23 protein-coding genes are annotated in these 26,657 nt (G+C 40.4%); 17 read left to right on the top strand and 6 right to left on the bottom strand.

The genetic code is table 11. From position 1 onward, the window contains the following. Position 1: 1 nt before the first annotated feature. The 4 genes from cysD (at position 2) to cysI (ending at position 6,091) form a co-directional block, all read left to right on the top strand. Positions 2-925 carry a sulfate adenylyltransferase subunit CysD gene (gene cysD, locus INP94_RS10020; RefSeq protein WP_049362808.1) on the top strand — a complete coding sequence of 308 codons (924 nt, stop codon included), beginning with the start codon at positions 2-4 and terminating at the stop codon, positions 923-925. Between the two features lie 247 nt (positions 926-1,172). Next, positions 1,173-2,456, top strand: a complete 1,284-nt coding sequence (gene cysN / locus INP94_RS10015) for a sulfate adenylyltransferase subunit CysN (protein ID WP_197543534.1) — start codon at positions 1,173-1,175, stop codon at positions 2,454-2,456. 57 nt (positions 2,457-2,513) lie between these two features. Continuing rightward, entirely contained in the window at positions 2,514-4,307 is a 1,794-nt protein-coding gene (locus INP94_RS10010; protein ID WP_197543533.1) for an assimilatory sulfite reductase (NADPH) flavoprotein subunit, read from the top strand. Between the two features lie 17 nt (positions 4,308-4,324). Beyond that, a complete protein-coding gene (gene cysI, locus INP94_RS10005) occupies positions 4,325-6,091 on the top strand; it encodes an assimilatory sulfite reductase (NADPH) hemoprotein subunit (protein ID WP_197543532.1) in 1,767 nt (588 codons plus the stop codon). A 93-nt stretch (positions 6,092-6,184) separates the two neighbouring features. On the opposite strand, the gene fur is transcribed toward cysI, so the two are convergent. From fur to INP94_RS09990, 3 genes are all read right to left on the bottom strand, one after another. Further along, positions 6,185-6,619: a ferric iron uptake transcriptional regulator gene (gene fur, locus INP94_RS10000; protein ID WP_049366031.1), complete on the bottom strand. Its 435-nt coding sequence runs from the start codon at positions 6,617-6,619 to the stop codon at positions 6,185-6,187. A gap of 33 nt (positions 6,620-6,652) precedes the next feature. Beyond that, positions 6,653-7,177, bottom strand: a complete 525-nt coding sequence (gene fldA, locus INP94_RS09995) for a flavodoxin FldA (RefSeq protein ID WP_049362803.1) — start codon at positions 7,175-7,177, stop codon at positions 6,653-6,655. Between the two features lie 126 nt (positions 7,178-7,303). Beyond that, on the bottom strand, positions 7,304-8,089 hold the full coding sequence (locus INP94_RS09990; protein WP_197543531.1) for an alpha/beta fold hydrolase: 786 nt from the start codon (positions 8,087-8,089) through the stop codon (positions 7,304-7,306). Between the two features lie 70 nt (positions 8,090-8,159). On the opposite strand from INP94_RS09990, the gene seqA reads away from it, so the two are divergent. From seqA to INP94_RS09940, 10 genes are all read left to right on the top strand, one after another. Beyond that, positions 8,160-8,801 carry a replication initiation negative regulator SeqA gene (gene seqA, locus INP94_RS09985; protein ID WP_197543530.1) on the top strand — a complete coding sequence of 214 codons (642 nt, stop codon included), beginning with the start codon at positions 8,160-8,162 and terminating at the stop codon, positions 8,799-8,801. Positions 8,802-8,805: 4 nt separating this feature from the next. Further along, positions 8,806-10,158 (top strand): o-succinylbenzoate--CoA ligase, encoded by a 1,353-nt coding sequence (gene menE / locus INP94_RS09980; protein ID WP_197543529.1) that lies wholly within the window; start codon positions 8,806-8,808, stop codon positions 10,156-10,158. A gap of 13 nt (positions 10,159-10,171) precedes the next feature. After that, the gene (gene mscK, locus INP94_RS09975; RefSeq protein ID WP_197543528.1) at positions 10,172-13,516 is read left to right on the top strand and encodes a mechanosensitive channel MscK; all 3,345 of its coding nucleotides are present in this window, start codon (positions 10,172-10,174) and stop codon (positions 13,514-13,516) included. A gap of 15 nt (positions 13,517-13,531) precedes the next feature. After that, the gene (gene aroC / locus INP94_RS09970) at positions 13,532-14,605 is read left to right on the top strand and encodes a chorismate synthase (protein WP_197543527.1); all 1,074 of its coding nucleotides are present in this window, start codon (positions 13,532-13,534) and stop codon (positions 14,603-14,605) included. A gap of 63 nt (positions 14,606-14,668) precedes the next feature. Beyond that, positions 14,669-15,541, top strand: a complete 873-nt coding sequence (mepA, locus tag INP94_RS09965; RefSeq protein ID WP_197543526.1) for a penicillin-insensitive murein endopeptidase — start codon at positions 14,669-14,671, stop codon at positions 15,539-15,541. 10 nt (positions 15,542-15,551) lie between these two features. After that, positions 15,552-16,319 (top strand): TSUP family transporter, encoded by a 768-nt coding sequence (locus INP94_RS09960; protein WP_005699456.1) that lies wholly within the window; start codon positions 15,552-15,554, stop codon positions 16,317-16,319. Between the two features lie 9 nt (positions 16,320-16,328). Further along, positions 16,329-17,288, top strand: coding sequence for a lauroyl-Kdo(2)-lipid IV(A) myristoyltransferase (gene lpxM / locus INP94_RS09955; protein ID WP_197543525.1), 960 nt, complete (start codon positions 16,329-16,331; stop codon positions 17,286-17,288). Positions 17,289-17,401: 113 nt separating this feature from the next. Continuing rightward, positions 17,402-17,944: an adenine phosphoribosyltransferase gene (gene apt, locus INP94_RS09950; protein ID WP_197543524.1), complete on the top strand. Its 543-nt coding sequence runs from the start codon at positions 17,402-17,404 to the stop codon at positions 17,942-17,944. A 16-nt stretch (positions 17,945-17,960) separates the two neighbouring features. Continuing rightward, positions 17,961-20,105, top strand: a complete 2,145-nt coding sequence (gene dnaX, locus INP94_RS09945; RefSeq protein ID WP_197543523.1) for a DNA polymerase III subunit gamma/tau — start codon at positions 17,961-17,963, stop codon at positions 20,103-20,105. A gap of 40 nt (positions 20,106-20,145) precedes the next feature. Next, positions 20,146-20,994 (top strand): DUF808 domain-containing protein, encoded by an 849-nt coding sequence (locus INP94_RS09940; RefSeq protein ID WP_005695749.1) that lies wholly within the window; start codon positions 20,146-20,148, stop codon positions 20,992-20,994. 66 nt (positions 20,995-21,060) lie between these two features. On the opposite strand, the gene proA is transcribed toward INP94_RS09940, so the two are convergent. Further along, positions 21,061-22,314, bottom strand: a complete 1,254-nt coding sequence (gene proA, locus INP94_RS09935) for a glutamate-5-semialdehyde dehydrogenase (RefSeq protein WP_197543522.1) — start codon at positions 22,312-22,314, stop codon at positions 21,061-21,063. Positions 22,315-22,329: 15 nt separating this feature from the next. Beyond that, positions 22,330-22,992 carry a trimeric intracellular cation channel family protein gene (locus INP94_RS09930; RefSeq protein ID WP_111315437.1) on the bottom strand — a complete coding sequence of 221 codons (663 nt, stop codon included), beginning with the start codon at positions 22,990-22,992 and terminating at the stop codon, positions 22,330-22,332. Positions 22,993-23,125: 133 nt separating this feature from the next. Between INP94_RS09930 and INP94_RS09925 the strand changes: the two genes are divergently transcribed. Next, entirely contained in the window at positions 23,126-23,926 is an 801-nt protein-coding gene (locus tag INP94_RS09925; RefSeq protein WP_014065614.1) for an HI_1241 family integral membrane domain, read from the top strand. Further along, positions 23,926-24,804 (top strand): DMT family transporter, encoded by an 879-nt coding sequence (locus INP94_RS09920; RefSeq protein WP_197543521.1) that lies wholly within the window; start codon positions 23,926-23,928, stop codon positions 24,802-24,804. The genes INP94_RS09925 and INP94_RS09920 overlap by 1 nt, the downstream gene beginning before the upstream one ends. A 52-nt stretch (positions 24,805-24,856) precedes the next feature. Here INP94_RS09920 and INP94_RS09915 read toward each other — a convergent pair whose 3' ends face one another. After that, positions 24,857-25,075 carry an HP1242/YdcH family protein gene (locus tag INP94_RS09915; RefSeq protein WP_005698801.1) on the bottom strand — a complete coding sequence of 73 codons (219 nt, stop codon included), beginning with the start codon at positions 25,073-25,075 and terminating at the stop codon, positions 24,857-24,859. Positions 25,076-25,314: 239 nt separating this feature from the next. Here INP94_RS09915 and serS point away from each other — a divergent pair, with 239 nt between their 5' ends. Beyond that, entirely contained in the window at positions 25,315-26,604 is a 1,290-nt protein-coding gene (serS, locus tag INP94_RS09910; RefSeq protein WP_197543520.1) for a serine--tRNA ligase, read from the top strand. Positions 26,605-26,657 lie beyond the last annotated feature (53 nt).

Below are 26,657 nucleotides of genomic sequence, written 5' to 3'. Positions count from 1 at the left end.
CATGACAAAAACTGAACTCAACAACCAACATCTAGACTGGCTCGAGGCTGAGTCGATTCATATTATTCGTGAAGTCGTTGCGGAATGTGAAAACCCGGCGTTGCTTTTTTCCGGTGGAAAGGATTCGGTGGTATTGCTGGCATTAGCCCGTAAAGCATTCCAGTTAGGTGATCGTCCGGTACATTTGCCGTTTCCATTGGTGCATATTGATACCGGCCATAACTATCCAGAAGTGATCCAATTTCGAGATGAACAAGTGGCAAAACTTAACGCGCGCTTAGTCGTTGGGCATGTGGAAGATTCCATTGCCAAAGGCACGGTGGTATTACGCAAAGAAACGGATTCGCGTAATGCGGCACAGGCGGTCACTTTATTAGAAACCATTGCAGAGAATGGATTTGATGCCTTGATGGGCGGTGCACGTCGTGATGAGGAAAAAGCTCGTGCTAAAGAACGAATTTTCTCGTTCCGTGATGAGTTCGGTCAATGGGATCCTAAGGCACAACGTCCGGAATTATGGTCTCTGTACAATGCTAAATTGCATAAAGGCGAAAATATGCGAGTGTTTCCGATTTCCAACTGGACGGAATTAGACATTTGGCAATATATCGCTCGTGAGAATTTGGAATTGCCTCCGATCTATTACAGCCATAAACGCGAAGTTGTACGTCGAAAAGGTTTATTAGTGCCAGTGACACCATTAACCCCTAAATTGCCGAATGAAGTCAGCGAAGTATTAGATGTTCGTTTCCGCACCGTGGGTGATATTAGCTGTACCTGTCCGGTAGCGAGCACTGCATCAACACCATTAGAAATTATTGAAGAAACAGCTATTGCCGACATTTCCGAACGCAGTGCCACTCGTCTAGATGACCAAGCCAGTGAAGCCGCCATGGAGAAACGGAAAAAAGAGGGATATTTTTGATCGGATAGATTCCTTTCTTTGCCGCCTTTGTTTCATTGAATTTTTAGAAAATTTTTGTCTGTTTGAGCCGAAGGCGAGTTCAGAAAATTTTCGTGAAGAAAATTCAATGAAACAAAGGATGTAAAGGCAAAGTAGGGTCGCTTTTCTTTTGCCTTCTTTTCTTTGGCGAGGCAAAGAAAAGAAGGTCGCCATCGGCGAAACCCGATGGGAATGTATAGATAAAATATAAAAAAATTAAGGAAGAAATATGACACAGCATTCAACTCCACTTCGTTTTATTACTGCCGGTAGTGTAGATGACGGGAAAAGTACCTTAATCGGCCGTTTACTTTACGATAGCAAAGCGTTATTGACCGACCAAATCAAAACCCTTAACGCAGGAAAAGAGAAAGGTAATAAAGAAGCCATTGATTTTTCTATTTTGACAGATGGTTTGGAAGCAGAACGTGAACAGGGCATTACCATTGATGTGGCGTATCGCTATTTCTCTACGGCAAAACGTAAATTCATCATCGCAGATACCCCGGGACATGAGCAATACACACGTAACATGGTGACAGGAGCAAGCACGGCATCTGCTGCAATCGTCTTAATCGATGCTTCTCAGCTGAATTTTAATGAGAAACCGTTACAACTCTTACCACAAACTAAACGTCATTCAGCGATTTTACGTCAATTAAATTGCCCACACATTTTAGTGGCAGTAAATAAAATGGATTTATTGGATTACAGCGAAGAAAAATTCAATGCCATTGTGGAGGCATATCGTCAATTGGCGGCACAACTCGGATTAAAAGAGGTACATTTTGTACCAGTATCTGCATTGCTTGGCGATAACCTGGTATATGCAAGTGAAAGCACCCCTTGGTATCAAGGCGAACCTTTACTCACTATTTTAGAAAATTTACCAAGTGTAGATGAAGTGAGCCATTCTAATGCTGATTTCTATTTCCCCGTGCAATTAGTCGTACGTCAGGATGCAGATAAAGCCGATGATTTTCGTGGTTATCAAGGTCGAATCGAACGTGGCTCAGTGCAACTGGGGCAGACTATTCGAATTGAGCCGAATGGATTAACCGCTAAAGTGACTGAGATTATTACGCCAAAAGGTGAAGTGACACAGGCAGTGGCCGGGGAAGTGATTACCTTACGTTTAGATCGCGATATTGATATTTCCCGTGGTGATTTATTTGTAGATGAAAGTTCACCACTTACACCACAAAAGCAACTTGAAGCAACGATTTGTTGGTTTGATGAACGCTCATTAAATACCGCCCGTAAATATTTACTTAAACATGGTACGCAAACCGTATTTGCCAAAATCAGTGAAATTGAAAGCGTGTTAAATGTTCATACACTCGAACAAGAAAGTGGTGCTACAGCCTTAAAGATGAATGATATTGCTAGAGTGCGTTTAAGTTTGCAGAAACCGATTGTTGCCACAACTTATGAAGAAAATATTGCTGGTGGTGCCTTTATTTTGGTTGATGAAGCAACTTATAACACAGTAGCAGCCGGTATGATTCTCTAACTCGCGCTTTCTTAATGTGAATTTACTGATATTACTCATTTTCTTGTGGGGAAACTTATGCAACACAACAATCCATTACCAACAGAAATAATAAATCTCTTACCAACGCTAACGCCTCTTCAATTGGCATGGCTTTCCGGTTATGCATGGTCGCAAGCTTCCGGTGTAGAACAACAGGTCGCAGGGCAACATTTGGCAGCAAATTTGACCGCACTTTCGGCAGAACCTTTTTCAATTACAGTGCTTTCAGGCTCACAAACCGGCAATGCCAAATCGGTTGCGGATAAAGTGGCTGCAGAGCTTACTGAAGCCGGTATTGCCGTGAAACGTGTCGCTTTAAAAGATTACAAAGCGAAAACCATTGCAGATGAAAAATACCTGCTCTTAGTGACTTCCACGCAAGGTGAAGGCGAGCCACCAGAAGAAGGCGTGGTATTGCATAAGTTATTAAACGGTAAAAAAGCACCAAAACTCACCGAACTGCAATTTGCTGTGTTGGGATTAGGGGATAGTTCTTATCCAAATTTCTGTCAAGCAGGCAAGGATTTTGATCAGCGTTTTGCCGAATTAGGCGCGACGCGTTTATTTGAACGAGTGGATGCAGATTTGGATTACAGTGCAACCGCGGAACAATGGATCCGAGATATTGTGGCTATCGTAAAAGAAAAGGCTGCGCAGGCTTCACCGGTTGTGCAAAGTATTGCTACAGCTACAACCGCACTGGTAGCCAAAGAAAGCCAATATAATAAAGCCAATCCATTTCCTGCAACGTTAATCACTAACCAGAAAATTACCGGTCGTCAGTCGGATAAAGATGTGCGTCATTTAGAATTTGATTTAGCAGGTTCGGATCTTCATTATCAAGCGGGGGATGCACTCGGTGTATGGTTTGACAATGATCCTAAGTTAGTCGATGAAATTTTATCGCTCGCGCAGATTGATCCTACTACAGAAGTGACAATTGAGGGAAAAACGCAAACTATTTCGACCGCACTTTTATCGCATTTAGAGCTTACTCAAAACACACCTGCTTTTGTGAAAGGCTATGCAGCTTTGGCGAATAACGAACAGTTAAATGATTTGGTTGCAGATAATCAAGCATTGCAAGAATTGGTTCAACGTACACCGATTGTGGATGTATTACATAAATTTCCTGCAAAATTAACCGCTGAACAACTGGTTTCATTATTGCGTCCTTTAACGCCTCGTTTGTATTCCATTTCATCTTCTCCTGCAGAGGTAGGGGAGGAAGTGCATCTAACTGTTGGCGTGGTACGTTTTGAACATGAAGGTCGAGCACGTAGTGGCGCAGCTTCAAGCTTTTTAGCGGATCGCGTAGAGGAAGATGGCGCTGTGCGTGTATTTGTAGAGCATAACGATAATTTTCGTCTGCCAAATGATACGACTAAGCCAATTATTATGGTGGGTTCCGGTACCGGCGTGGCACCATTCCGTGCCTTTATGCAGCAACGCGTAGCCGATGAGGCGAGTGGTAAAAACTGGCTGATTTTTGGTAATCCGCATTTTGCCAGCGATTTCCTTTATCAAACCGAATGGCAACAATTTGCCAAAGAGGGCTTCTTGCATAAATACGATTTTGCTTGGTCACGCGATCAAGAGAAGAAGATCTATGTGCAAGATAAAATTCGTGAAAATTCGACCGCACTTTGGCAATGGTTACAAGAGGGCGCTTATTTTTATGTGTGTGGTGATGCAGCCAAAATGGCAAAAGATGTGGAGCAAGCATTACTTGAAGTCATTGCTAAAGAAGGCAATTTAAGTCCGGATGAAGCAGAAGATTATTTAAATGAACTGCGTGAAGAAAAACGTTATCAACGCGATGTGTACTAGATTTGTGGGGTGAAAAAATGACAGAGCAAAACAAACAAAAAGGCTTGGAATGGCAAGAAAAACCGCTTTCTGACAATGAACGCTTAAAAACCGACAGTAACTTTTTACGCGGTACGATTTTAGATGATTTAGAAGATTCCTTAACCGGTGGTTTCCGTGGGGATAACTTTCAATTAATCCGTTTCCACGGTATGTATGAACAAGACGATCGTGATATTCGCGCCGAACGTGCAGAGGAAAAACTCGAACCGTTGAAATTTATGCTGTTACGTTGCCGTTTACCGGGAGGGATCATTAAACCATTTCAATGGATTGAATTGGATAAATTCGCCCGTGAACACAGCTATTATCGTTCGATCCGTTTGACTAACCGTCAAACTTTCCAATATCACGGTGTGGCGAAAAGCCAATTACAAACCATGCATCGTTTATTGCATAGTTTGGGATTAGACTCCATTGCAACGGCTTCAGATATGAACCGTAATGTGTTGTGTACCTCGAACCCAATTGAATCGAAACTGCATCAGCAGGCATATGAATATGCGAAGAAAATTTCAGAACATCTGTTACCACGTACACGAGGGTATTTAGATGTATGGATTGATGGTAAGAAAGTCCAAAGTAGCGATGATTTTTTACAGGAAGAACCGATTCTTGGTAAAACTTATTTGCCACGTAAATTTAAAACAGCCGTGGTGATTCCACCACTCAATGACGTGGATTGTTACGGGAATGACTTAGATTTTGTCGCCATTGCAGACGAGAACGGCAATTTGGTTGGCTTTAATGTCTTGGCGGGCGGTGGCTTATCCCTTGAGCATGGCAACACCAAAACCTATCCGCATATTTCCCTTGAATTGGGGTATGTGCCGTTGGAGTACACCTTAAAAGCAGCGGAAGCGGTGGTGACAACTCAACGGGATTTTGGTAACCGTAGCGATCGTAAAAATGCACGTAGTCGTTATACCATTCAAAACATGGGATTAGATAATTTCCGCGCCGAAGTAGAACGCCGAATGGGTATTCCATTTGAACCGATTCGTCCGTTTAAATTTACTGAACGTGGCGATCGTATCGGTTGGGTAAAAGGCATTGATAACAACTGGCACTTGACCCTATTTATCGAAAGCGGTCGTTTGGTGGATAACGATGAGAAAAAATTACTGAGTGGCGTGTTGGAAATTGCCAAAATTCACAAAGGTGATTTTCGTATCACTGCCAACCAAAATCTGATCGTGGCAAATGTAGCGGAAGAGGATAAAGCAAAAATTGAGCAAATTGCGCGTGATTACGGTTTGATTCGTGATGATGTGAGTAAATTACGTGAAAACTCAATGTCCTGCGTTTCTTTCCCAACTTGTCCATTGGCGATGGCAGAATCAGAGCGAATTCTTCCAAGCTTTATTGATGAACTGGATAAAGTGATGGCGAAACATCACGTGGCTGATGATTATATCGTTACACGTATTACCGGTTGCCCAAATGGATGTGGTCGCGCGATGTTAGCGGAAATCGGCTTGGTAGGCAAAGCAATTGGTCGTTACAATTTGCATATCGGTGGGGATCGTGAAGGTGTGCGTATTCCACGTCTTTACAAAGAAAATATCACGATTCCAGAAATTATCAGTGAACTTGATACTCTGATTGGCCGTTGGGCAAGTGAGCGTCATGCAAACGAAGGCTTTGGTGATTTCACCATTCGTGCGGGTATCATTAAACCAGTGGTAAATGCACCAGTTGATTTCTGGGATGACTCAAAAGTGATTATTAAATCAGCGGCTTAATGTACAAAAGTGCGGTTGATTTTGACCGCACTTTTAGTAGAAATAATAAAAAACCTTAGGTTTTAACCTAAGGTTTTTGCTTTTTAGCAAGCATTATTTTTTCTCTTCACATTTGTTGATATCGCTACATTTGCCGTAGAGATATAAACTGTGTGCTTTTAATTTGATGCCATGTTGTTCACTGATTTCTTTTTGACGTTGTTCAATAATGTTATCAGTAAACTCAAACACTTTGCCACAATCTTCACAGATAATGTGATCATGGTGTTCTGTTGGTGCAAGCTCAAAGACAGATTTGTTGCCTTCAAAATTATGGCGAATCAAGATATGCGCTTCATCAAATTGGTTAAGCACACGATATACGGTTGCAAGACCAATATCACTGCCTTGCTCTAACAAGATTTTATACACTTCTTCAGCAGAGAAATGTTCATGTTTATGCTCTTGCATTAATGCAAGGATAGTGAGCCGAGGTTCAGTAATTTTTAATCCTGCTTTTTTGAGTAATTTGATGTTTTCTTCAGACATAATGTTCCCTTAAATTTGCTAAATTAGAGATGGTTAAGCTAATTCTGCTAAACACATTTCATCGTAGATTTGTTTTGTCCATTTCTCTACGCGTTCTGCAGTAAGTTCAGGTTGACGATCTTCATCAATACATAAACCGATAAAGTTTCCATCATCTAATAATGCCTTTGATGATTCAAAGGTATAACCATCCGTTGGCCAGTTCCCTACAATAATCGCACCGCGTGGTTCAACGATATCTCGTACTGTACCGATCGCATCACAGAAATAATCGGCGTAGTCTTCCTGATCGCCACAGCCAAAAATACCGACTAATTTGTCAGTAAAATCAATTTCTTCTAGAGTTGGGAAAAAATCATCCCAGTCAGCTTGTGCTTCACCGTAATACCAAGTTGGAATACCGAAAAGTAAAAAATCATAACCTTCGATATCTTCTTTAGAGCTTTTTGCAATGTCACGAATATCAACGAGTTCGTTGCCTAATTGCTTTTGAATCATTTTTGCAATGTTTTCTGTATTACCTGTGTCACTACCGTAAAATAAACCGACAACTGCCATTGTTCTTTCCTTTTGAAATAAAATTAGGTGAGTAGAAAAAAGATGAGGGATCAAAGCCCCACAATTTGTGCGAACTATAACATAAATGAATTCTCATTTGAATAGAATAATTCTCATTTAAAACGATTAATTCTTATTTAGAAACCTATCAATCGCACGTATCACAAAATCAGGTTTTTCGGCATGAACCCAGTGCCCACAACCATTGATGGTAAAGGAGGTTGCATTCGGGAATTGTTTTAGAATGGTTTCGGTATATTCAGGTTTAATATAAGATGAAAGGCCACCTTTGATGAAGAGTGTAGGCGTATTAGCGAAGACCTGTTGCCAATCCATTAGCTCCGAATAATGTTCAAAAAGTGCGGTCAAATTGAAACGAAAATATTCACTTGAAGTCGGCTCAAAAGATTTCAACATAAATTGCACCACACTCGGATCGGCAATTTCAGTTTCTAAAATAGGCTTCGCTTGTTGGCGAGTTTGTGGCTGCGCTTTTTTCACCGCAAACAAACCGCGAAACACATCATCATGTCCAGCACTGCTATTTGCGACTGGGGCAATATCAATGACAACTAATTTTTCCACGCGCTGTGGTTGAAGAGCGGTCATTTTCATGGACGTTTTTCCACCCATTGAATGACCAATTAAGATAACCTTATCTAATTGAAGATGATCGATAAGTTGCCATACATCATCAGCCATGACATCGTAATTCATTGTTTCTGAATGAAAACTATGCCCATGATTACGTAAATCTACGCGCAAAATATTATAGTTATCGCTAAATGCACGCGCGATGACACCAAGATTATTCATATCCCCAAACAAGCCGTGAATGAAAACTAAAGTAGGCGAATTAATTGATTGTTTTGCTTGGTGAAATTGATGGTTTAATAATTGGGAAGATGACATATATTTTGCGTGAGAATTTGGTTAGAAATCGTTATAATGGACGAAAATTTTAACAAACGGAGAGAAAAAAATGAAGATAATTGAAGTCGATGAAGAATTATATCAATACATTGCGGCACAAACTCAATCTATTGGAGAAAGTGCGTCTGATATTCTTCGCCGTTTGTTGAATTTACCCACTCACGCAACAAGCTCGGTTGATTTCTTTGAATCAGTCGCGTCAGCTGAAACGCCAAAAAGTGCGGTGCATTCTGAGCCTGTTTTAACGGAAAAAGCAACCGAAGCATCTCAACCAAAAGTTGAACCTGTCGAACCGCCAAAAGCAGTGAAAAAACAATCGGATGAAGCAATAAATCACATTGTTGATAAAGTGCGAGCACTCTTGAATTCTGCTGAATTTAAAGAAGAGCCAAAAGCGGTTGTGCGTTTTTTAAGTATATTACGTACGCTTTATCGTACCAATCCAGAAAGCTTTGCACAGGCAACCGAAAGCTTGCAAGGCCGTACTCGCGTGTATTTTGCTCGTGATGAAGGGACGTTGCTTGTGGCAGGGAATCATACTAAACCAAAACAAATTCCAGATACACCATATTGGGTGATTACCAATACCAATAGTGGCCGTAAAATGTTGATGTTAGAAGGGGCGATGCAGTCTATGCATTTGCCGGAATATTTAATCGACGAAGTTCGCCCTTATTTCGTTAGCAACTAAGTCAATGCAAAAATTCCCTTGGCAAGCATTTGCCCAAAATTCAGCATATGCAGATCAGGTCGCGTTGCGAAATTCGCAGGGCGATCCTTTTACTTGGGCAGAACTTGCTGAGAAAATTAACCAGGTGGAAGCCTTTCTTTTACAACAAGGTGTGACAGCGCAAAGTGCGGTTGCTTTTTGTGGTAAAAATTCAGAACAGATCTTATTTCTTTATTTAGCCGTTATTCAGCTAGGCGCAAAAATTTTAGGTATCAACCCTGCATTTCCTCAAGAAAAAAGAGAAGAATTGTGCCACGTGTATGGGGTGGATTTTTGTTATCAAACCGAAGATATTCATTATTTAGCTACTAAAGCATTACCCGAACATAACGCTGACTTTACAAAAGCGGCAACGATGACATTAACATCGGGTTCAACTGGTTTGCCTAAAGCAGTGGTGCATAATGTGTCTGCTCATTTATCTAATGCGGAAGGCGTTTGTACCTTAATGAATTTTGGCAAAGATCAATTATGGCTACTTTCTTTGCCGCTTTATCATGTTTCTGGACAAGGCATTGTGTGGCGCTGGCTTTACGCTGGGGCAACCTTAGTTTTACCGAAAGAAGATTTTTATCTATCTATTGGTGAGGTTTCCCATGTTTCTCTCGTGCCAACGCAATTACAGCGTTGGTTTGATTATTTGGTAGAACATCCACAACCTATCCAAACTCAAGCGGTATTATTGGGTGGTACACAAATCCCCGTAAAATTAACCCAAGCGTTAAGTGAATTAGGAATTCGCAGTTATTCAGGTTATGGTATGACCGAAATGGCTTCTACCGCATTCGCTAAACAATCGGATGGAAAAATAGGTGTGGGGCAGCCTTTGCTTGGTCGAGAGTTCAAGTTAGTGAATGAAGAAGTTTGGCTAAAAGGTGCAGGACTTGCCATGGGATATTGGCGCAATGGGTATGTTGATCCGCTTACTAATGCTGAAGGTTGGTTCCAAACCAAAGATAAAGGCCAATGGCTCGATAACGAATTAGTCATTCAAGGCCGATTAGATAATATGTTTATTTCCGGTGGTGAAAATATTCAGCCGGAAGAAATTGAAAAAGTGATTGCACAATCAGATTTAGTGAAGCAAGTCTTTGTTTTGCCTAAATATGATGAGGAATTTGGCCATCGCCCTGTCGCGATTATTGAATTTCATACATCCTTTAATGAAAGTGCGGTTGAATCTCTCAACGTTTTTTTACAAGGGCTACTGGAACGATTTAAGCAACCTGTTGCCTACTATGAACTCCCGCAGGATTTAATCCAAGGGGCAATAAAGATTTCTCGCAAAGCACTCGCCGATTGGCTGTCGCAACAATAGGAAAGTTAGTTTAATGAAAAAAATCTCTCGTGTTTTGACCGCACTTGGTCTTTCATTTGTTTTTACGCTGGCACTTTCTCAGCCTGTTTGGGCAGAGAATAGTAATGCTGATTTACCGTCGGAAAAAACGCTAAAAAGTGAATTAGCCGAGGCACAAAAATTACCGGATGGTGATGAAAAGACAAATAATATTGCGACAATCCAGGCTTCGCTTGATTTCTTGCAACAAATTCAAACACAGCAAAAAAATAATAACGATTTGCAAGATACGCTTATTGATGCTGATTCTGAAATTCAGAAGAATAGCGCTGATCTTCAAAATCTTAAAAAACAGCTAAGCACGCCAAGTAACACCGATTATGCTTCACAAAGCTTAGCCAATCTACAGGCTCAGGTTGAGAAACTGACCAATCAACAACAAGATGCACAATCTGCCTTAAGTGCCGTGAATACGCAACTTGCAGGACAGAGCTCAGTGTCTGAACGAGCTCAAACCGCCTTGACAGATAATGTGAAACGTACGCAAGAGTTGAATCAGAAATTAGCTGATCCAACGACAAGTGCACTGTTAAAACAACAAATTCAGCTGGAATTGCAATTGATTGAGCTAAAAAATACCTATAATCAAGTGCTATTAAAAAATAGTGATCAGTTGACGGTACTTTATCAAAGTCGATATGAGCTATTGAATGCGCGTGTTCAAGCGCTACAGAAACAAATTGCCGCCATTCAAGACGTGATTAATCAAAAGAATTTGGCTAAAACACAAAACCAAGTTGAGCAAGCACAACAACAAAGCCAAAATGTTGAGCAAAATCCGTTGATTCAGAAAGAATTGAATTTGAATGCGCAGCTTAGCCAATATTTACTTGAGCAAACAGAGAAAACCAATACATTAACGCAAGATGAATTACGCATGCGAAATGTGTTGGATAACTTAACGCAGACACAACGTACCATTGATGAGCAAATCAGTGCGTTACAAGGCACGTTGGTGCTTTCTCGCATTATTCAGCAACAAAAACAAAAATTACCGACCAATTTAAATATTCAAGGTCTTTCAAAGCAAATTGCGGATTTGCGTGTACAGATCTTTGATATCACTCAAAAACGTAATGAGCTTTATGATATTGATGCCTACATCAGTAAAATTGAGCAGGATGAAAACAAATCGTTTACACCGGCAGAAAAAACACAATTAACCAATTTACTAACTGAACGTCGTAAAGTGGGGTCTAATTTAATTAAGTCGTTGAATAATCAATTAAATTTGGCGATTTCCTTAGAGCTAACCCAACAACAAATTACACAAATCAGTGATCAGATCCAGTCTAAACTTGATCAACAAAGTTTCTGGGTAAAAAGTAATAACCCAATTAATCTAGATTGGTTCAAGAAATTACCGATGTCACTCAAAGCGCAATTTGATGGTATTGGTAAAAAATTAGGTTTCCCAACAAACTTTGATAATTTGCCGTATTTACTCACTTACGTCTTTATTTTGTTTGTGATTGGTGGATTGATTTTCAAATTTAAAGAGTCGATTAAACAACGCTTAGCCGTGATTAATGGCGAAATTAATACACTTCGTTCTGATAGCCAATGGCATACGCCGCTTGCGTTATTTTATACCGCACTTTTATCTTTATCCGGTACCCTTTGGTTCTTAGCGGCTTGCCAACTTTTAGGCTTTTTCTTTGTAAAAAATCCACAAGAGTTTTGGGAGTGGTCGCTCAGTATGGCGGGCTATTGGTGGTTCTTTAGTTTTGTTTTAGCTATTCTTCGTCCGAATGGTATTTTAGTGCGCCATTTTGGTTTTGCTAAAGAGAGTGCAGCTAGCCTACAAGATGTTACGAAACGTATTATTGTTTCTGTTGTGTTATTACTGAATACATCAATTTTCAGTAATGTAATGGATACAGGCTTAGCAAATGACGTATTGGGTGAAATAAATACCATTGTTGCGTTGCTTTTCTGCATTGTAATTATTGCACCACGTTTTATTCGTACTGAAAAATCACTGAGTTCAACGACAACAGATAAGCGTGATAGAACCATTTTCAAGATTGTGCGAATCTTATTGCAATTAGTCCCTGTTGTTTTAATTGCGTTAATTGCTTTAGGGTATTACTACACCGCCTTAAACTTAATTACACATATTATTAATACTTATATTGCATGGGTTGTGTGGTCGTTGGTGCGTCATACAATTTATCGTGGTGTCACAGTAGCATCAAGACGTTTAGCTTATCGTCGTTTACAAGAGAAACGCCAGCAAAAACAACAAGATTTAAATGATGGCTCACCATCTGATGATGTGGTCGTAATTACCGAACAAGAAGAGGGATTGGCCTTAAATGAAGTGCGTAGCCAGTTACTACGCTTTGCCGATCTCTTTATTTGGACCGCACTTTTTGCCATCTTCTATTATGTATGGTCAGATTTAGTGACCGTTGTAAGTTATTTGCGTGATATTACCTTGTGGCAACAAACTTCAACAACTGAAGCGGGCGTGGTGACAGAAACGATTTCACTCTTTAACTTGATTGTTGCATTAATCATTGTCGTGATTACCTATATTTTGGTGCGTAACATTCAGGGTATTTTAGAAGTATTAATCTTCTCTCGAGTGAAACTTTCACAAGGTACACCTTATACCATTACCACCTTATTAACCTACATCTTTGTTGCAGTTGGTGGAGCATGGGCATTCTCAACACTCGGGATGTCTTGGTCGAAATTACAATGGTTGTTTGCCGCCCTTTCGGTTGGTCTCGGTTTTGGTATGCAAGAAATCTTTGCAAACTTTGTTTCGGGTATCATTTTATTATTTGAACGTCCAATTCGTGTGGGCGATACCGTGACAATTAATGGCGTGACAGGTACGGTGGCGAAAATCCGCATTCGTGCGATTACTATGATTGATCCTGATCGAAAAGAAGTGATTGTGCCAAATAAATCTTTTGTAACAGGTCAAGTGATAAACTGGGCATTGTCTAATACCGTGACTCGTTTAGTGGTGTCAGTTGGTGTGGCGTATGGTTCAGATTTAGACTTAGTGAAACGCTTATTATTGCAAGCCGCGCATGAGCAACCAAGTGTCTTAAAAGATCCAGAACCAAGAGCATTATTCTTGACCTTTGGGGCAAGTACATTAGATCACGAATTACGTGTTTATGTAGGGCAAGTATCTGAGCGAAATGATACGCTTGATGCACTCAATCGCCGTGTGAATGAGTTATTTGCAGAAAATAATATTGATATTGCATTCAATCAATTAGATATCTTTATTAAGAATAAAGATACAGGCGAAGAAATTCCATTTATTGATGTGGCAAAATTAGCCCAAAATCATTAATTAAAGAGAGAAAATATGGCAGGGAATACTATCGGACAACTTTTTCGTGTGACAACCTTTGGGGAGTCACATGGTATTGCATTAGGCTGCATCGTTGATGGTGTGCCACCGAATCTTGAATTATCGGAAGCCGATATTCAACCTGATTTAGATCGTCGTAAACCCGGTACATCACGCTATACCACACCGCGTCGTGAAAACGATGAAGTACAGATTTTATCTGGGGTATTTGAAGGTAAAACAACCGGTACCAGCATTGGAATGATCATTAAAAATGGTGATCAACGTTCACAAGATTATGGCGATATTAAAGATCGTTTCCGTCCAGGGCATGCGGATTTTACCTATCAACAAAAATACGGTATTCGTGATTATCGCGGTGGTGGACGTTCTTCTGCACGTGAAACTGCCATGCGTGTCGCTGCGGGAGCGATTGCAAAGAAATATTTACGTGAGCAGTTTGGCATTGAAGTGCGTGGCTTTTTGAGTCAAATTGGCGAAGTGAAGATCGCACCACAGACTGTCGGCAAAATTGATTGGGATAAAGTCAACAGCAATCCATTTTTCTGTCCAGATGAAAGTGCGGTCGAAAAATTTGATGAATTAATCCGTGAATTAAAAAAAGAAGGCGATTCGATTGGGGCAAAACTAACGGTGATTGCAGAGAATGTCCCTGTTGGTTTAGGAGAGCCTGTTTTTGATCGACTTGACGCAGATTTAGCCCATGCTTTAATGGGGATTAATGCTGTTAAAGGTGTAGAAATTGGCGATGGTTTTGCCGTGGTTGAACAGCGTGGAAGTGAACATCGTGATGAAATGACACCAAATGGTTTTGAAAGCAACCATGCTGGCGGTATTTTAGGTGGCATTAGCACTGGTCAGCCAATTATTGCGACCATTGCACTAAAACCAACATCCAGTATTACCATTCCTGGACGCTCGATTAATTTAGAAGGTGAGCCCGTTGAAGTCGTGACAAAAGGCCGTCATGATCCTTGTGTCGGTATTCGAGCAGTACCCATCGCAGAGGCAATGGTCGCGATTGTGTTACTCGACCATTTATTGCGTTTTAAGGCGCAATGCAGATAACTCTTTTAAATTAAGCTTATTTTTTCTTTTATTGAAGATAAGGTCATTCGTTTAGGAAATCTTATGAATAAATCTTTAGCAAAATTACTTTCAAGTGCGGTTGTTTTAGGGAGTGTTTTTTTCTCGCTACAAACAACGGCCTCGCCACAAGACTGGCAACGAATTAAACGTCCAATTCCAGCAACAGACGGTAAAGCGAATCCAATTGGTAGCTATTCGAATGGTTGTATTATCGGCGCGGAGCCATTGCCTTATAAAGGTGAGGGCTATCAAGTTATTCGTATGAATAAAAATCGCTATTATGGTCATCCAGATATGATTGCTTACTTACAGCGTCTTGGGCAAAAAGCGAAGTCAGCAGGCTTACCAACGATGTTAGTTGGGGATATTGCTATGCCAGGTGGTGGTCGCTTTTTAACGGGGCATGCAAGCCATCAAATGGGGTTAGATGCGGATATTTGGTTGCGTATGGGCACAATGACAGACAGTGAAGCACTAAATTCAGATGGAAAAGGCTTACTTGTGGTGAATCGTCAAACACAACGTGTTGATGAAAATGTGTGGAATAACAATCATGCAACGCTAATTAAATTGGCTGCGCAAGATCCAAAAGTCACCCGTATTTTTGTGAACCCCGCGATTAAATTAAAACTTTGTCAAACTGCGGGAGACGATCGTGCTTGGTTACACAAAATTCGTCCATGGTTTGGGCATGATTCACATTTCCATGTGCGTATCGCTTGTCCTAAAGATGCCGCTTATTGTGAGGATCAAGCACCGGTACCCGCAGGTGATGGATGTGGCGATGAGCTTTATTCTTGGTTTGAACCGGCAAAACCAGGTTCAGGATCACCGAAACCAAAAGTGACACCACCAGAACCGTTTTTATGCCAACAAGTGTTGAGTTCGCCAAATAGTAGCGAATGGTTAGAGTAGGAGTGAAATCATGGAGTTGGGGATTGATATATTAGCTATGCTTTTTGCTGCTGCCTTTATTGCCGCATTTATTGATGCGATAGCGGGTGGCGGAGGCTTAATTACAATCCCTGCCTTATTAATGACAGGTATGCCACCTGCAATGGCATTAGGCACAAATAAATTACAAGCATTTGGCGGTGCGTTGTCGGCAAGTATTTACTTTCTGCGTAAAAGAGCGGTCAATTTATCGGAGTTTTCTTTCATCTTACTGGTGATTTTTATCGGCTCGGTGATTGGTACCTTGCTTATTCAAAGTTTAGATGCGTCATTAATTAAAAAAGGGCTTCCATTTCTCATTTTAGCGATCGGCTTATACTTTTTATTTACGCCTAAATTGGGCGAAAGTGATCGCAAACAACGCATTTCTTACGCCGTTTTTGCGTTATGTTTTGGCTCACTCCTGGGGTTTTATGACGGTTTTTTCGGGCCTGGAACAGGTTCATTGATGAATCTGGCGTGTGTGACGTTACTTGGATTTAACCTCACTAAAGCGACGGCGCATGCCAAAGTGATGAATTTAACTTCAAATTTAGCCTCATTAATTTTTTTCCTAATTGGTGGTCATGTGATTTGGACTGTCGGTTTAGTGATGATGGCCGGAAGTCTGATAGGTGCCAATTTAGGGGCTAAAATGGTGATGGCAAAAGGCAAACAACTGATTAGACCGATGGTGGTGATTATGTCATTTATCATGACGATAAAAATGGCGTATGATCAAGGTTGGTTTCATTTTTAACAATTGATTATGACAGATTCTCAAAAAAAATTACGTATTACGGCTCGAACAGGTTATGAACCACATTTTTCATGGTCATATTTGCACCCGAAAAATTGGGGGATTTGGCTCGGTATTTTTGTGCTTTTGTTATTGGCTTTTGTGCCATTTCGTTTACGCGATAAATTAGCTGAGAAATTGGCACGAGCACTGACGAAAAAAATCGGTAAACCACGTATTCGTGCCGAGATTAATTTGAAACTCTGTTTTCCAGATTGGACGGATGAGCAACGTAACAAAGTGATTGAAGAGATGTTTGTGACGGTTGCACAAGTGATGCTCGGTATTGGTGAAATTGCTATTCGCTCTAAAAAGCATTTACAAAAACGCAGCGAATTTATTGGTCTTGAGCATATTAAGCAAGCAAAAGCCGAAGGTCATAACATCATTTTGATGGTGCCACATGGTTGGGCGATTGATGCCTCTGGCATTATTTTGCATACACACGGTATGCCGATGACCTCAATGTATAATCCTCACCGAAATCCATTGGTGGATTGGCTATGGACTTTAGCGCGTCAACGTTTTGGTGGAAAAATGCATGCGCGCCAAAATGGTATTAAGCCATTTTTAGCACATATCAAACAAGGTCAAATGGGATACTATCTTCCTGATGAAGATTTTGGTGCCGAGCAAAGTGTCTTTGTGGATTTCTTTGCTACTTATAAAGCGACGCTTCCTGGGTTAAACAAAATGGCGAAATTAGCAAAAGCGGTGGTTATTCCAATGTTCCCACGCTATAACGCTAAGAGTGGCAAGTATGAAATGGAAATTCGCCCACCGATGCAATTAAGCGAAGATCCTGAGCAATCAGCCCGTGCGATGAACGAGGAAATTGAATATTTTGTTACACCAACCCCCGAACAATATGTCTGGATTTTACAGCTTCTTCGTACCCGAAAAGACGGGGAAGATATTTACCCAGATTAATTCATTTTATTTACAAAAGTGCGGTCAAAATTCACCGCACTTTTGTATTTTTCTATGCTAGAATGCGAGCCTAAAAACAGGATTTATTCTTACTCTTTTTTGAGCAATTATTTATGAACAAACAACTTGAATTAATCAAATCTTCTATCAAATCTATCCCAAATCATCCGAAAGAAGGCATTATTTTCCGTGATATCACGAGCTTGCTTGAAGTGCCTGTAGCTTTCAAAGCCACAATCGATTTGATCGTTGAAAAGTATAAAGATCAAGGTCTCACAAAAGTAATTGGTACCGAGTCTCGTGGATTTATTTTTGGTGCGCCAGTTGCATTAGCATTAGGCTTGCCATTTATCCCCGTTCGTAAACCGGGCAAATTACCGCGTGAAGTGATTGCACAGTCTTATCAATTAGAATACGGTCAAGACACCCTTGAATTGCATACAGATGCGATTTCACAAGGTGATAATGTATTAATCATTGATGACTTGTTAGCAACGGGTGGTACAGTTGAAGCTACCGTGAAATTAGTTCAACGTTTAGGTGGTGAAGTGAAACATGCTGCCTTTGTGATTAATTTGCCAGAATTAGGGGGCGAAAAACGCTTACGTGATTTAGGCATTGATTGCTACACCCTAGTGAATTTTGAAGGCCATTAATTTTTAAAGGGATGCGATGAGCTACCAAGTTTTAGCCAGAAAATGGCGACCAAAAAACTTTTCTGAAGTAGTGGGGCAAAGCCATGTGCTCACTGCTTTGGAAAACGGTTTAAAAGAAAACCGTTTACATCATGCTTATTTATTTTCCGGCACCCGTGGCGTGGGTAAAACCTCCATTGCTCGTTTATTTGCGAAAGGCTTGAATTGTGTAAACGGTATTACTGCCGATCCTTGCGGTGAATGTGAAAACTGTAAAGCGATCGAAGCGGGCAACTTTATTGATTTAATTGAAATCGATGCGGCTTCTCGTACTAAAGTAGAAGATACCCGTGAGCTATTAGACAACGTGCAATATAAGCCGGTAGTGGGGCGTTATAAAGTCTATCTTATCGATGAAGTCCATATGCTTTCTCGCCATTCTTTCAATGCGTTATTAAAAACCTTGGAAGAGCCGCCTGAATATGTGAAATTCCTACTCGCTACAACGGATCCACAAAAATTGCCAATTACGATTTTATCCCGTTGTATGCAATTTCATCTTAAAGCATTAGATGAACCGCAAATTTCAGCACATCTTAATCGCGTCCTTACTGCCGAAAATATTCCTTTTGATGCGCCAGCATTAGATAAATTAGCCAAAGCTGCACAAGGTAGTATTCGTGATAGCTTAAGTTTAACGGATCAAGCGATTGCCATGGGCAACGGTAAAGTGTCCACCGATGTGGTGAATACCATGCTTGGGCTATTAGATGAAGACCAACCGATTGAAATCATTTACGCCTTACATCAAGGTAACGGTGAGCGTTTAATGAAAACTATCCAAACGGTGGCAGAAAAAGCGGGCGATTGGGATGAATTATTGGCAGAGACGGCTGAAAAATTGCATCAAATTGCGTTAATGCAGTTGCTCGCTAAAAGAGCGACAGATGAAAACGATCATCTCGGTTTTTTGGCTAAACATATTTCACCGGAAGACGTACAATTTTTCTATCAAGTGATTGTATCGGGTCGAAAAGAATTGGCTTCTGCGCCTAATCGTCGAATTGGTGCAGAAATGACATTATTGAGGGCATTGGCATTCCACCCAAAGTTCTTTACGGCAGCACAAACGCCTAAACAAGGCGGGCTATCCCCTGAACAAAATACACAGAAAAGTGCGGTTGAAAATCAGCCTGTTTCTGGTTATGTGGATATGCCGGTGCTGTCGCAAAACATCAAAGCAAATTATTCTGCACAAGCGCAAAAGCCGATGGCTCAATCAGCGGTTGTGCATTCTTCACCTTCTCAACCTGTTTCCACTCAAACCACATCTTCATTGAATTTAGCCAGTCTTGCGGCATTAGAGGCATTGAATCAATTAACGCAAATTGAGCAATCAGAGCGCCAGCATCATCATGATGAACAACAAGCTGCAGTGGAAGAAACTTTGCATCATCTCCAAGCGTTAGATGAGCAAAAAAATTCACCAAAAATGACCGCACTTCCTGTGCGAGAGATGACACCACCAAAAGCTACGCAAACGAAAGCAACGGTGTCAAATCCAATTACTCAACAAGCAGAAGCGTTAAAGCAAAGTGTTGAAACGGTTGAGAATACCATTGATGACAATGCTGAAATGGACGCGGAAGAGCAGGAAATTCTGGATGCGGAAACCTATCGTTGGGAGTGGAGCAATCCGGATTTAGCCAAAGTGGATAACGGTGTGCGTCCTTCTGATATTAAACAGGCGATGTTGAAAGATGTGACACCAGAATTGCGTGAGAAAATTATTCAAATTACGCAAAAACAAGATCCTTGGACGGATATTGTCGAACGCTCTGGCGTGATTGGCTTTTCAAAAGAGTTAGCATTAAATTGCTTCATTAAGTCGCAAACAGAAGATGAGATTCAACTCGGGCTTCATTCTGAAAAAGCCCATTTAAAACAAGATCGCAATATTAAAAATTTAGTGGAACATCTTGAACGTTTATATGAAAAACCAGTCAAATTGTCGATTTTTGTTGAAGATTCCGATGTTTTAACGCCAATGGATTACCGCAAAAAAGTTTATCAAGACTTGCGTGAACAGGCACGTACGGATTTACAGCAAGATAAAAAATTGCTTTTATTACAAAAAGAGTTTGATGCGAAGTTGGATGTCGAAAGCATTCGACCAGTTTAAAACTCATTTCTCTAAATTTTAACTTTATAAAGGAAAAAATATGGCGTTTAGCTCTCTTTTTACTCTTATTGATGACATAGCATCGATTCTTGATGATGTCGCCTTGATGACCAAAATAGCAGCCAAGAAAACCGTTGGTGTAGTAGGTGATGACTTAGCCTTAAATGCTAATCAGGTAACAGGGGCATCTTCCGATCGTGAATTACCCATTGTTTGGGCTGTCACCAAAGGATCCTTAGTCAATAAAGTCATTTTAATTCCAATTGCTTTACTGCTTTCTGCATTTTTACCTTGGTTGATCGTGCCACTTTTGATGATAGGTGGGGCATATTTGTGTTTTGAAGGTGTAGAGAAAATTCTGCATAAATTTATTGCCCATGAAGAGCACGAAGAAAAAACAACCTTTAATGAAGCCGCTAAAATTAAAGGGGCAATTCGTACGGATTTTATTCTTTCTGCTGAAATTATTATTATTGCATTGGGCGAATTAACCGAAGCGAGCTTGCTCACTCGCATCATTTCTCTTTCAATAGTGGGTATCGGAATTACTATTTTTGTTTATGGCTTGGTCGCATTGATTGTTAGAGCGGATGATTTCGGTTTATACCTTATCAAAAAAGGTGGTGTGGCGAAGTCAATCGGTAATGCAATTTTAGTGATTATGCCAAAATTTATGCGTTCACTTAGTTTTATCGGTACGCTTGCGATGTTCTTAGTCGGTGGCGGTATTTTCGTACATAATGTGGATTTCATTCATCATTTGCTCGCTGATTATCAATTAGCTGATGGCTTATTAGGTAATGTAGCGACGTTAGTCGTGGGTGTGATCGTAGGCGCGATTGCTTGTGCGATTGTATTACCCGCGATGAAATTATTTGGCAAACACTAAAAACGAGATAAAAAATAACCGCACTTTGATTGTTTCAAGGTGCGGTTTTTTTATGGGCGAAATAGATTATTTACGAGAAGTGTAATCGCCGACACAGACCCATTTATAACTGGTTAAGGCTTCTAATCCCATTGGGCCACGTGCGTGAAGTTTTTGGGTACTTACCGCCACTTCTGCACCTAAACCAAATTGTCCGCCATCGGTGAATCGAGTACTTGCATTAACATACACGGCTGCCGCATCTACTTGATTGATAAATTGCGTGGCTAGTCGTTGATTTTCCGTCAAGATACTTTCTGAATGTTGTGTGCCATATTCACGAATGTGAGCAATTGCCGCATCCATATCTTCAACCACCACGACATTGAGATCGAGTGAGCCCCATTCTTGGCGTAGCGCTTGTTCAGTCACTTCTTGCACATCGACATTTGCAGCTTGAAGAATAGAAAGTGCGGTCGATTTTGCATGGAATTTTACTTTTTTCTCGGCTAAATATTTCACGAGTTTTGGTAGGAAAGCATCAGCAATCGAGCGCTGAACTAAAAGTGTTTCCAGCGTATTACATGTGCTTGGACGCTGGCATTTTGCATTAGCAATTACCGTTAGGGCTTTTTCTTGGTCAGCACTTTCTTCCACAAAAAGATGACAAACGCCCACACCACCGACAATCACTGGAATGGTTGAATGTTGTTTACAAAGTTCATGTAAACCTGCACCGCCACGAGGAATAATCATATCCACATAACGATCCAATTTAAGCAGTTGCATCACAAGTTCACGATTCGGATCGGTAATGGCTTGGACTGCATGGCGTGGTAGTCCAGCTTGTTCAAGGGCATTTTGTACCACTTCTACTAAAATTTGGTTGGAATGTTGCGTTTCTTTTCCACCACGTAAAATCACGGCATTACCGGTTTTTAAGCAAAGGCTCGCCACATCAATGGTGACATTTGGACGCGCTTCGTAAATGGTACCAATCACGCCAAGTGGAGTACGGACTCGTTCGATCTTTAATCCGCTATCTAAGGTGCCACCATCAATAATTTTCCCCACTGGATCGGCGAGCGAAATCACATGGCGCACATCATTCGCAATGCCTTTTAGGCGATCTTTGGTTAATAAGAGACGGTCAATTAAGGCTTCAGATAAGCCATTTAGTTTCGCAATTTCGATATCTTTTTGGTTTGCAGCAAGAATACGATCCGCTTGTTGTTCTAATTGATCTGCAATAATACTGAGCGCATGATTTTTTTCAGTGGTGTTTAACTGCGCTAAAATAAAGGCCGCATCTTTGGCCTGTTTGCCCATTTGTTCTAACATAATTATTCCTTTTAATTATTTCGTTTTCTTCGGTAATTTATCATGAGTTTCATCTTCTTGCTCTTGGAAATCGAAAACGGGTAGTCCCCAGCCAAATCGAACAGCAAGTAAACGCAATGAAAAACCGCTGAATAAAGTCAGTAAAATTGTAAATGTATGATCTAATTGAATGTGTTGGAATGCCATATACATAGCCGCGGAGAAGAATGACACGCTAGCATAAAGTTCTTTTTGGAATACAAGGGGAATGCGGTTACAAAGTAAATCACGTAATACACCACCAAATGCACCTGTCACGGTTGCAGCAATGGATGTCACGGTAAAGCCATAACCCATATCAATGGCAATCTGCGCACCGATAATGGAATACACGATTAATCCTAAGGCATCTAACACCAAGAAAATCGTGCGGAAGTAGCGCATGAAATGTTTGATGAAAGGTGCGATAAAAACCGTTAATACAGCTGCACCAGCCACCATAATGAAATATTCAGGATGTTTAACCCAGCCAACAGGGTAGTGACCTAGTAATACATCGCGTACTGTACCACCGCCAATCGCCGTTACACAGGCAATAATAATTACCCCGAAAATATCCATTTTTTCTCGTCCAGCGGCTAATGCGCCAGTAATTCCTTCGGCGGTAATTCCAATAATATAAAGTACGCTTAATAGCATTTTTTTGTGGTTCCTAAAGTGCGGTTATCATTTTGCTTATTTTAAAAGGGAATGAGCCAAAATGCACGAAAGCCATTAAAAAAAGCCATAAATTTTGGCATAATGACGTCTTCTTTTTCTAATCGAGAATTTTATGTCAGAAGAACAATCCAAACCCTTGGCCGCATTTCTTGCACTATTACCAATTGGGTTGCTATTAATGATCGAGTTTTTTGTAGAAGCTTTGCAACTTGCTGAAAAACTGATTCCCCATTTAGCCTTTGGTGTGCTGATTGCCCAATTGCTTTGTTTGGTTGCTTTTATTAAAGGGGAAATTTGCCCTGGGCAGCGTGGACGTTTAATCAAAGCAAATGTCTGTTTTGCGCTTTATTGGTTCATTTGGTTAGGGATGAGCCTGGCCTCACCACATCATTACGTGATAACTGATATTGTTAGCTTATCTGGATTATCTGCCGTATATGCAGTATGGAAACAACCTAAAGATGAAGTCGCTCGCCGCGGTTTTCTCTTAATGTCATCTTTGGTGAGTGGATTTGGTGTAATTGCTTATTTGATGATTTTCTTCGGCAATCCAACACCCAATTTCATGCAATATAACCCACTGGCACAAGCTTTAATGGGCGTATTGTTAGCGAATTTATGTTTGTCTGTTTCTCGTAATCGTTTACAAGGTTTTATAGCATTACTGCCATTATTGATGATTTTACTGCTTGCACTGAATGCGTTGGCAGTACTGATTTTTATTATTTATCAAGGTGTAAGTGCGGTCAGTTCTGCCGTTGTTTTTGCATATGGCATTTATTTTCTGCTTCACTTAGTGATAGCGGGCATTCTGCTTTTACATAGTGTGAATAAATGGAAACTCAGCTATAACAGCTTACTCATTTTGTTCTTTATGGCGGCGAGTTTGGCTGTCTGGGCGATGTTTATTTAATGGATAAAATAAAATCTTACGCCGCTCCGATGCTAGTCTTGGGCTGCGTGCTATTCGGTTTGGGAAGCCTAATTGTTAAGTTTGTGCCAGTGGGTGGTTATGCCATTGCGTTCTGGCGCTTACTCATTGCCTCTTTTATTTTCTGGTTCTTAATGAAATTAAAAAGACAGCGTTTTCCGAGAAGTCGTAAAGCAATGATATATGCCGCATTAGCCGGAATTTTTTTAGCCTTTGATTTATCCTTTTGGCATGAAAGTGTATATGCGGTAGGGCCGGGCATTTCAACGTTGCTGAATAGCTTGCAGATTTTCTTTTTGGCCGCAATTGGCTATTTTTTCTTTGGTGAACGCCAAACGAAATTACAAATGTTAAGCCTTTTCTTAGCTGTTGCAGGTGTTGTCTTAATCTCTGGGGAAGAGTTACAACATAATTTTGACGGTATGTACGGCATTATCATTGGGCTCATTTCTGCAAGCATGCTTGCCGCTTCAATGATTATGATTAAAAAAGTACACGAAGAAGAACCCACCGCTTTATTTTCGTTAATGTTTATTTTGAGTTTAAGTGGTGCGCTTGTCTTAATTATTCCTTCTCTAATTTTTAATTCTGATAATCTTTATCCAACCACCTTCAGAGATTGGGGATTGGTGTTCATTTATGGTGCAGTGATGCAATGTGTCGCCTGGGGCATGATTGCGTATACAATCCCTTATTTATCGTTAGGTTTAACCGGTTTATTGCTTCTTTCTGAGCCGGTGGTGGCACTTGTGATTGATTATTTTGGCTTGGATAAGCCCATCAATCATTGGCAATGGGCGGGGGCAGTGCTGACATTAGTGGCGATTTATCTTGGCTCTCAAAAAAACAAAACCGCTTAAAACAAAAAAGTGCGGTAAATTTCACCGCACTTTGTCTTCACATTAAACCAAATTACTCAGCTGCTTTCTTTTTCAAGTATTGATAGAGCTCGTCTTTAATCCGTAATTTTTCTTTTTTCAAGTTCTCAATTTCCGTATGAGTAGCGAGTTCTATGTTATCAATCTTATTTTTGATCTCTTGGTCTAATGCATTGTGCTTTTCAAACAAGCGATCGAAATAAGCATCTTTATTTTTGAGATTAGTGATTAAATCGCGAAATTCAGGAAACATAGGTTACTCCTCTTGGTTAACGTTCATTTTCATTATAGAACTTTTTTTTGCTGTTTCTAGTGCCTCATTCTCAGAATTTGACAGAGATCACAAAATTAAATTATGGCAAAGTGCGGTCACAAAATTGAATGTTTTTTGAAGTGGTTAATTAAAGAAAAATCAGGGTTTTAACTGGTTTATTTGCTCAAAGCACGCTAGAATAAAGGTATCTGTTTCATAATGAAAAATAGGGAATTCCAATGATCGATCCAAATTTACTCCGTAATAATCTGGCTGAAGTAGCAGAAAAATTAAAAGTAAAACGTAACTTTATTCTTGATACGGAAAAACTTACCGCATTAGAAGAGCAACGCAAAGATTTACAAGTAAAAACTGAAACATTACAAGCAGAGCGTAATGCGCGTTCTAAAGCTATTGGTGCGGCAAAAGCACGTGGTGAGGACATTGCACCATTATTGGCTGAAGTAGATAATATGGGCGAACAGCTTAATGAAGCGAAAACCCAACTTGATGCGGTGTTAGCCGAAATCAATCAAATCGCATTAAGCATTCCAAACCTTCCAGCAGATGAAGTGCCATTAGGTAAAGATGATACTGAAAATAAAGAAATTTTACGTTGGGGTACACCGCGTACCTTTGATTTTGAGATCAAAGATCACGTGTCATTAGGTGAAGATGCCAATGGATTAGATTTTGCTGCAGGGGCTAAATTAGCGGGTGCGCGTTTTGCGGTAATGAAAGGTCAAATTGCTAAAATGCACCGCGCATTAGCACAATTCATGTTAGATCTTCATACCGAACAACATGGCTATTTGGAAGCCTATGTGCCTTATTTAGTTAACCATGCGACCCTTTATGGTACAGGCCAATTACCCAAATTTGGTGAAGATTTATTCCATACTTTAGCGTTAGAAGGTGAGCAACCTTACGCATTAATTCCAACAGCGGAAGTGCCAGTGACTAACCTTGTACGTGATGTGATTATTGATGAAGCAGAATTGCCAATCAAAATGACCGCACATACACCATGTTTCCGTTCTGAAGCAGGATCTTATGGTCGTGATACCCGTGGTTTAATTCGTATGCACCAATTCGATAAAGTCGAAATGGTACAGATCGTGGATCCAGATAAATCTATGGAAGCGCTTGAAGAATTAACCGGTCATGCAGAAAAAGTATTACAACTTTTAAATCTACCATATCGTAAAGTCTTACTTTGTACCGGTGATATGGGCTTTGGTTCTTGCAAAACTTACGACTTAGAAGTGTGGGTGCCTGCACAAAATACTTATCGTGAGATTTCTTCTTGCTCAAATATGTGGGATTTCCAAGCTCGTCGTATGCAAGCACGTTGCAAAGCGAAAGGGGATAAAAAAACTCGCTTAGTACACACATTAAATGGTTCTGGTTTAGCAGTCGGTCGTACTTTAGTGGCCGTGCTTGAGAACTATCAAAATGCAGACGGCTCAATTACGGTGCCAGAAGTATTACGTCCTTACATGGGCGGATTAGAAGTGATTTGCAAATAATCAAAAATATATAAATTCAATTTAGGGCTAATGTTTATTAGCCCTTTCTTTCA

Source organism: Haemophilus parainfluenzae, assembly GCF_014931395.1.
Classification (GTDB): domain Bacteria; phylum Pseudomonadota; class Gammaproteobacteria; order Enterobacterales; family Pasteurellaceae; genus Haemophilus_D.
The sequence above is the reverse complement of the archived record's forward strand: the minus strand, read 5'-3'. Positions and strand labels throughout refer to the sequence as shown.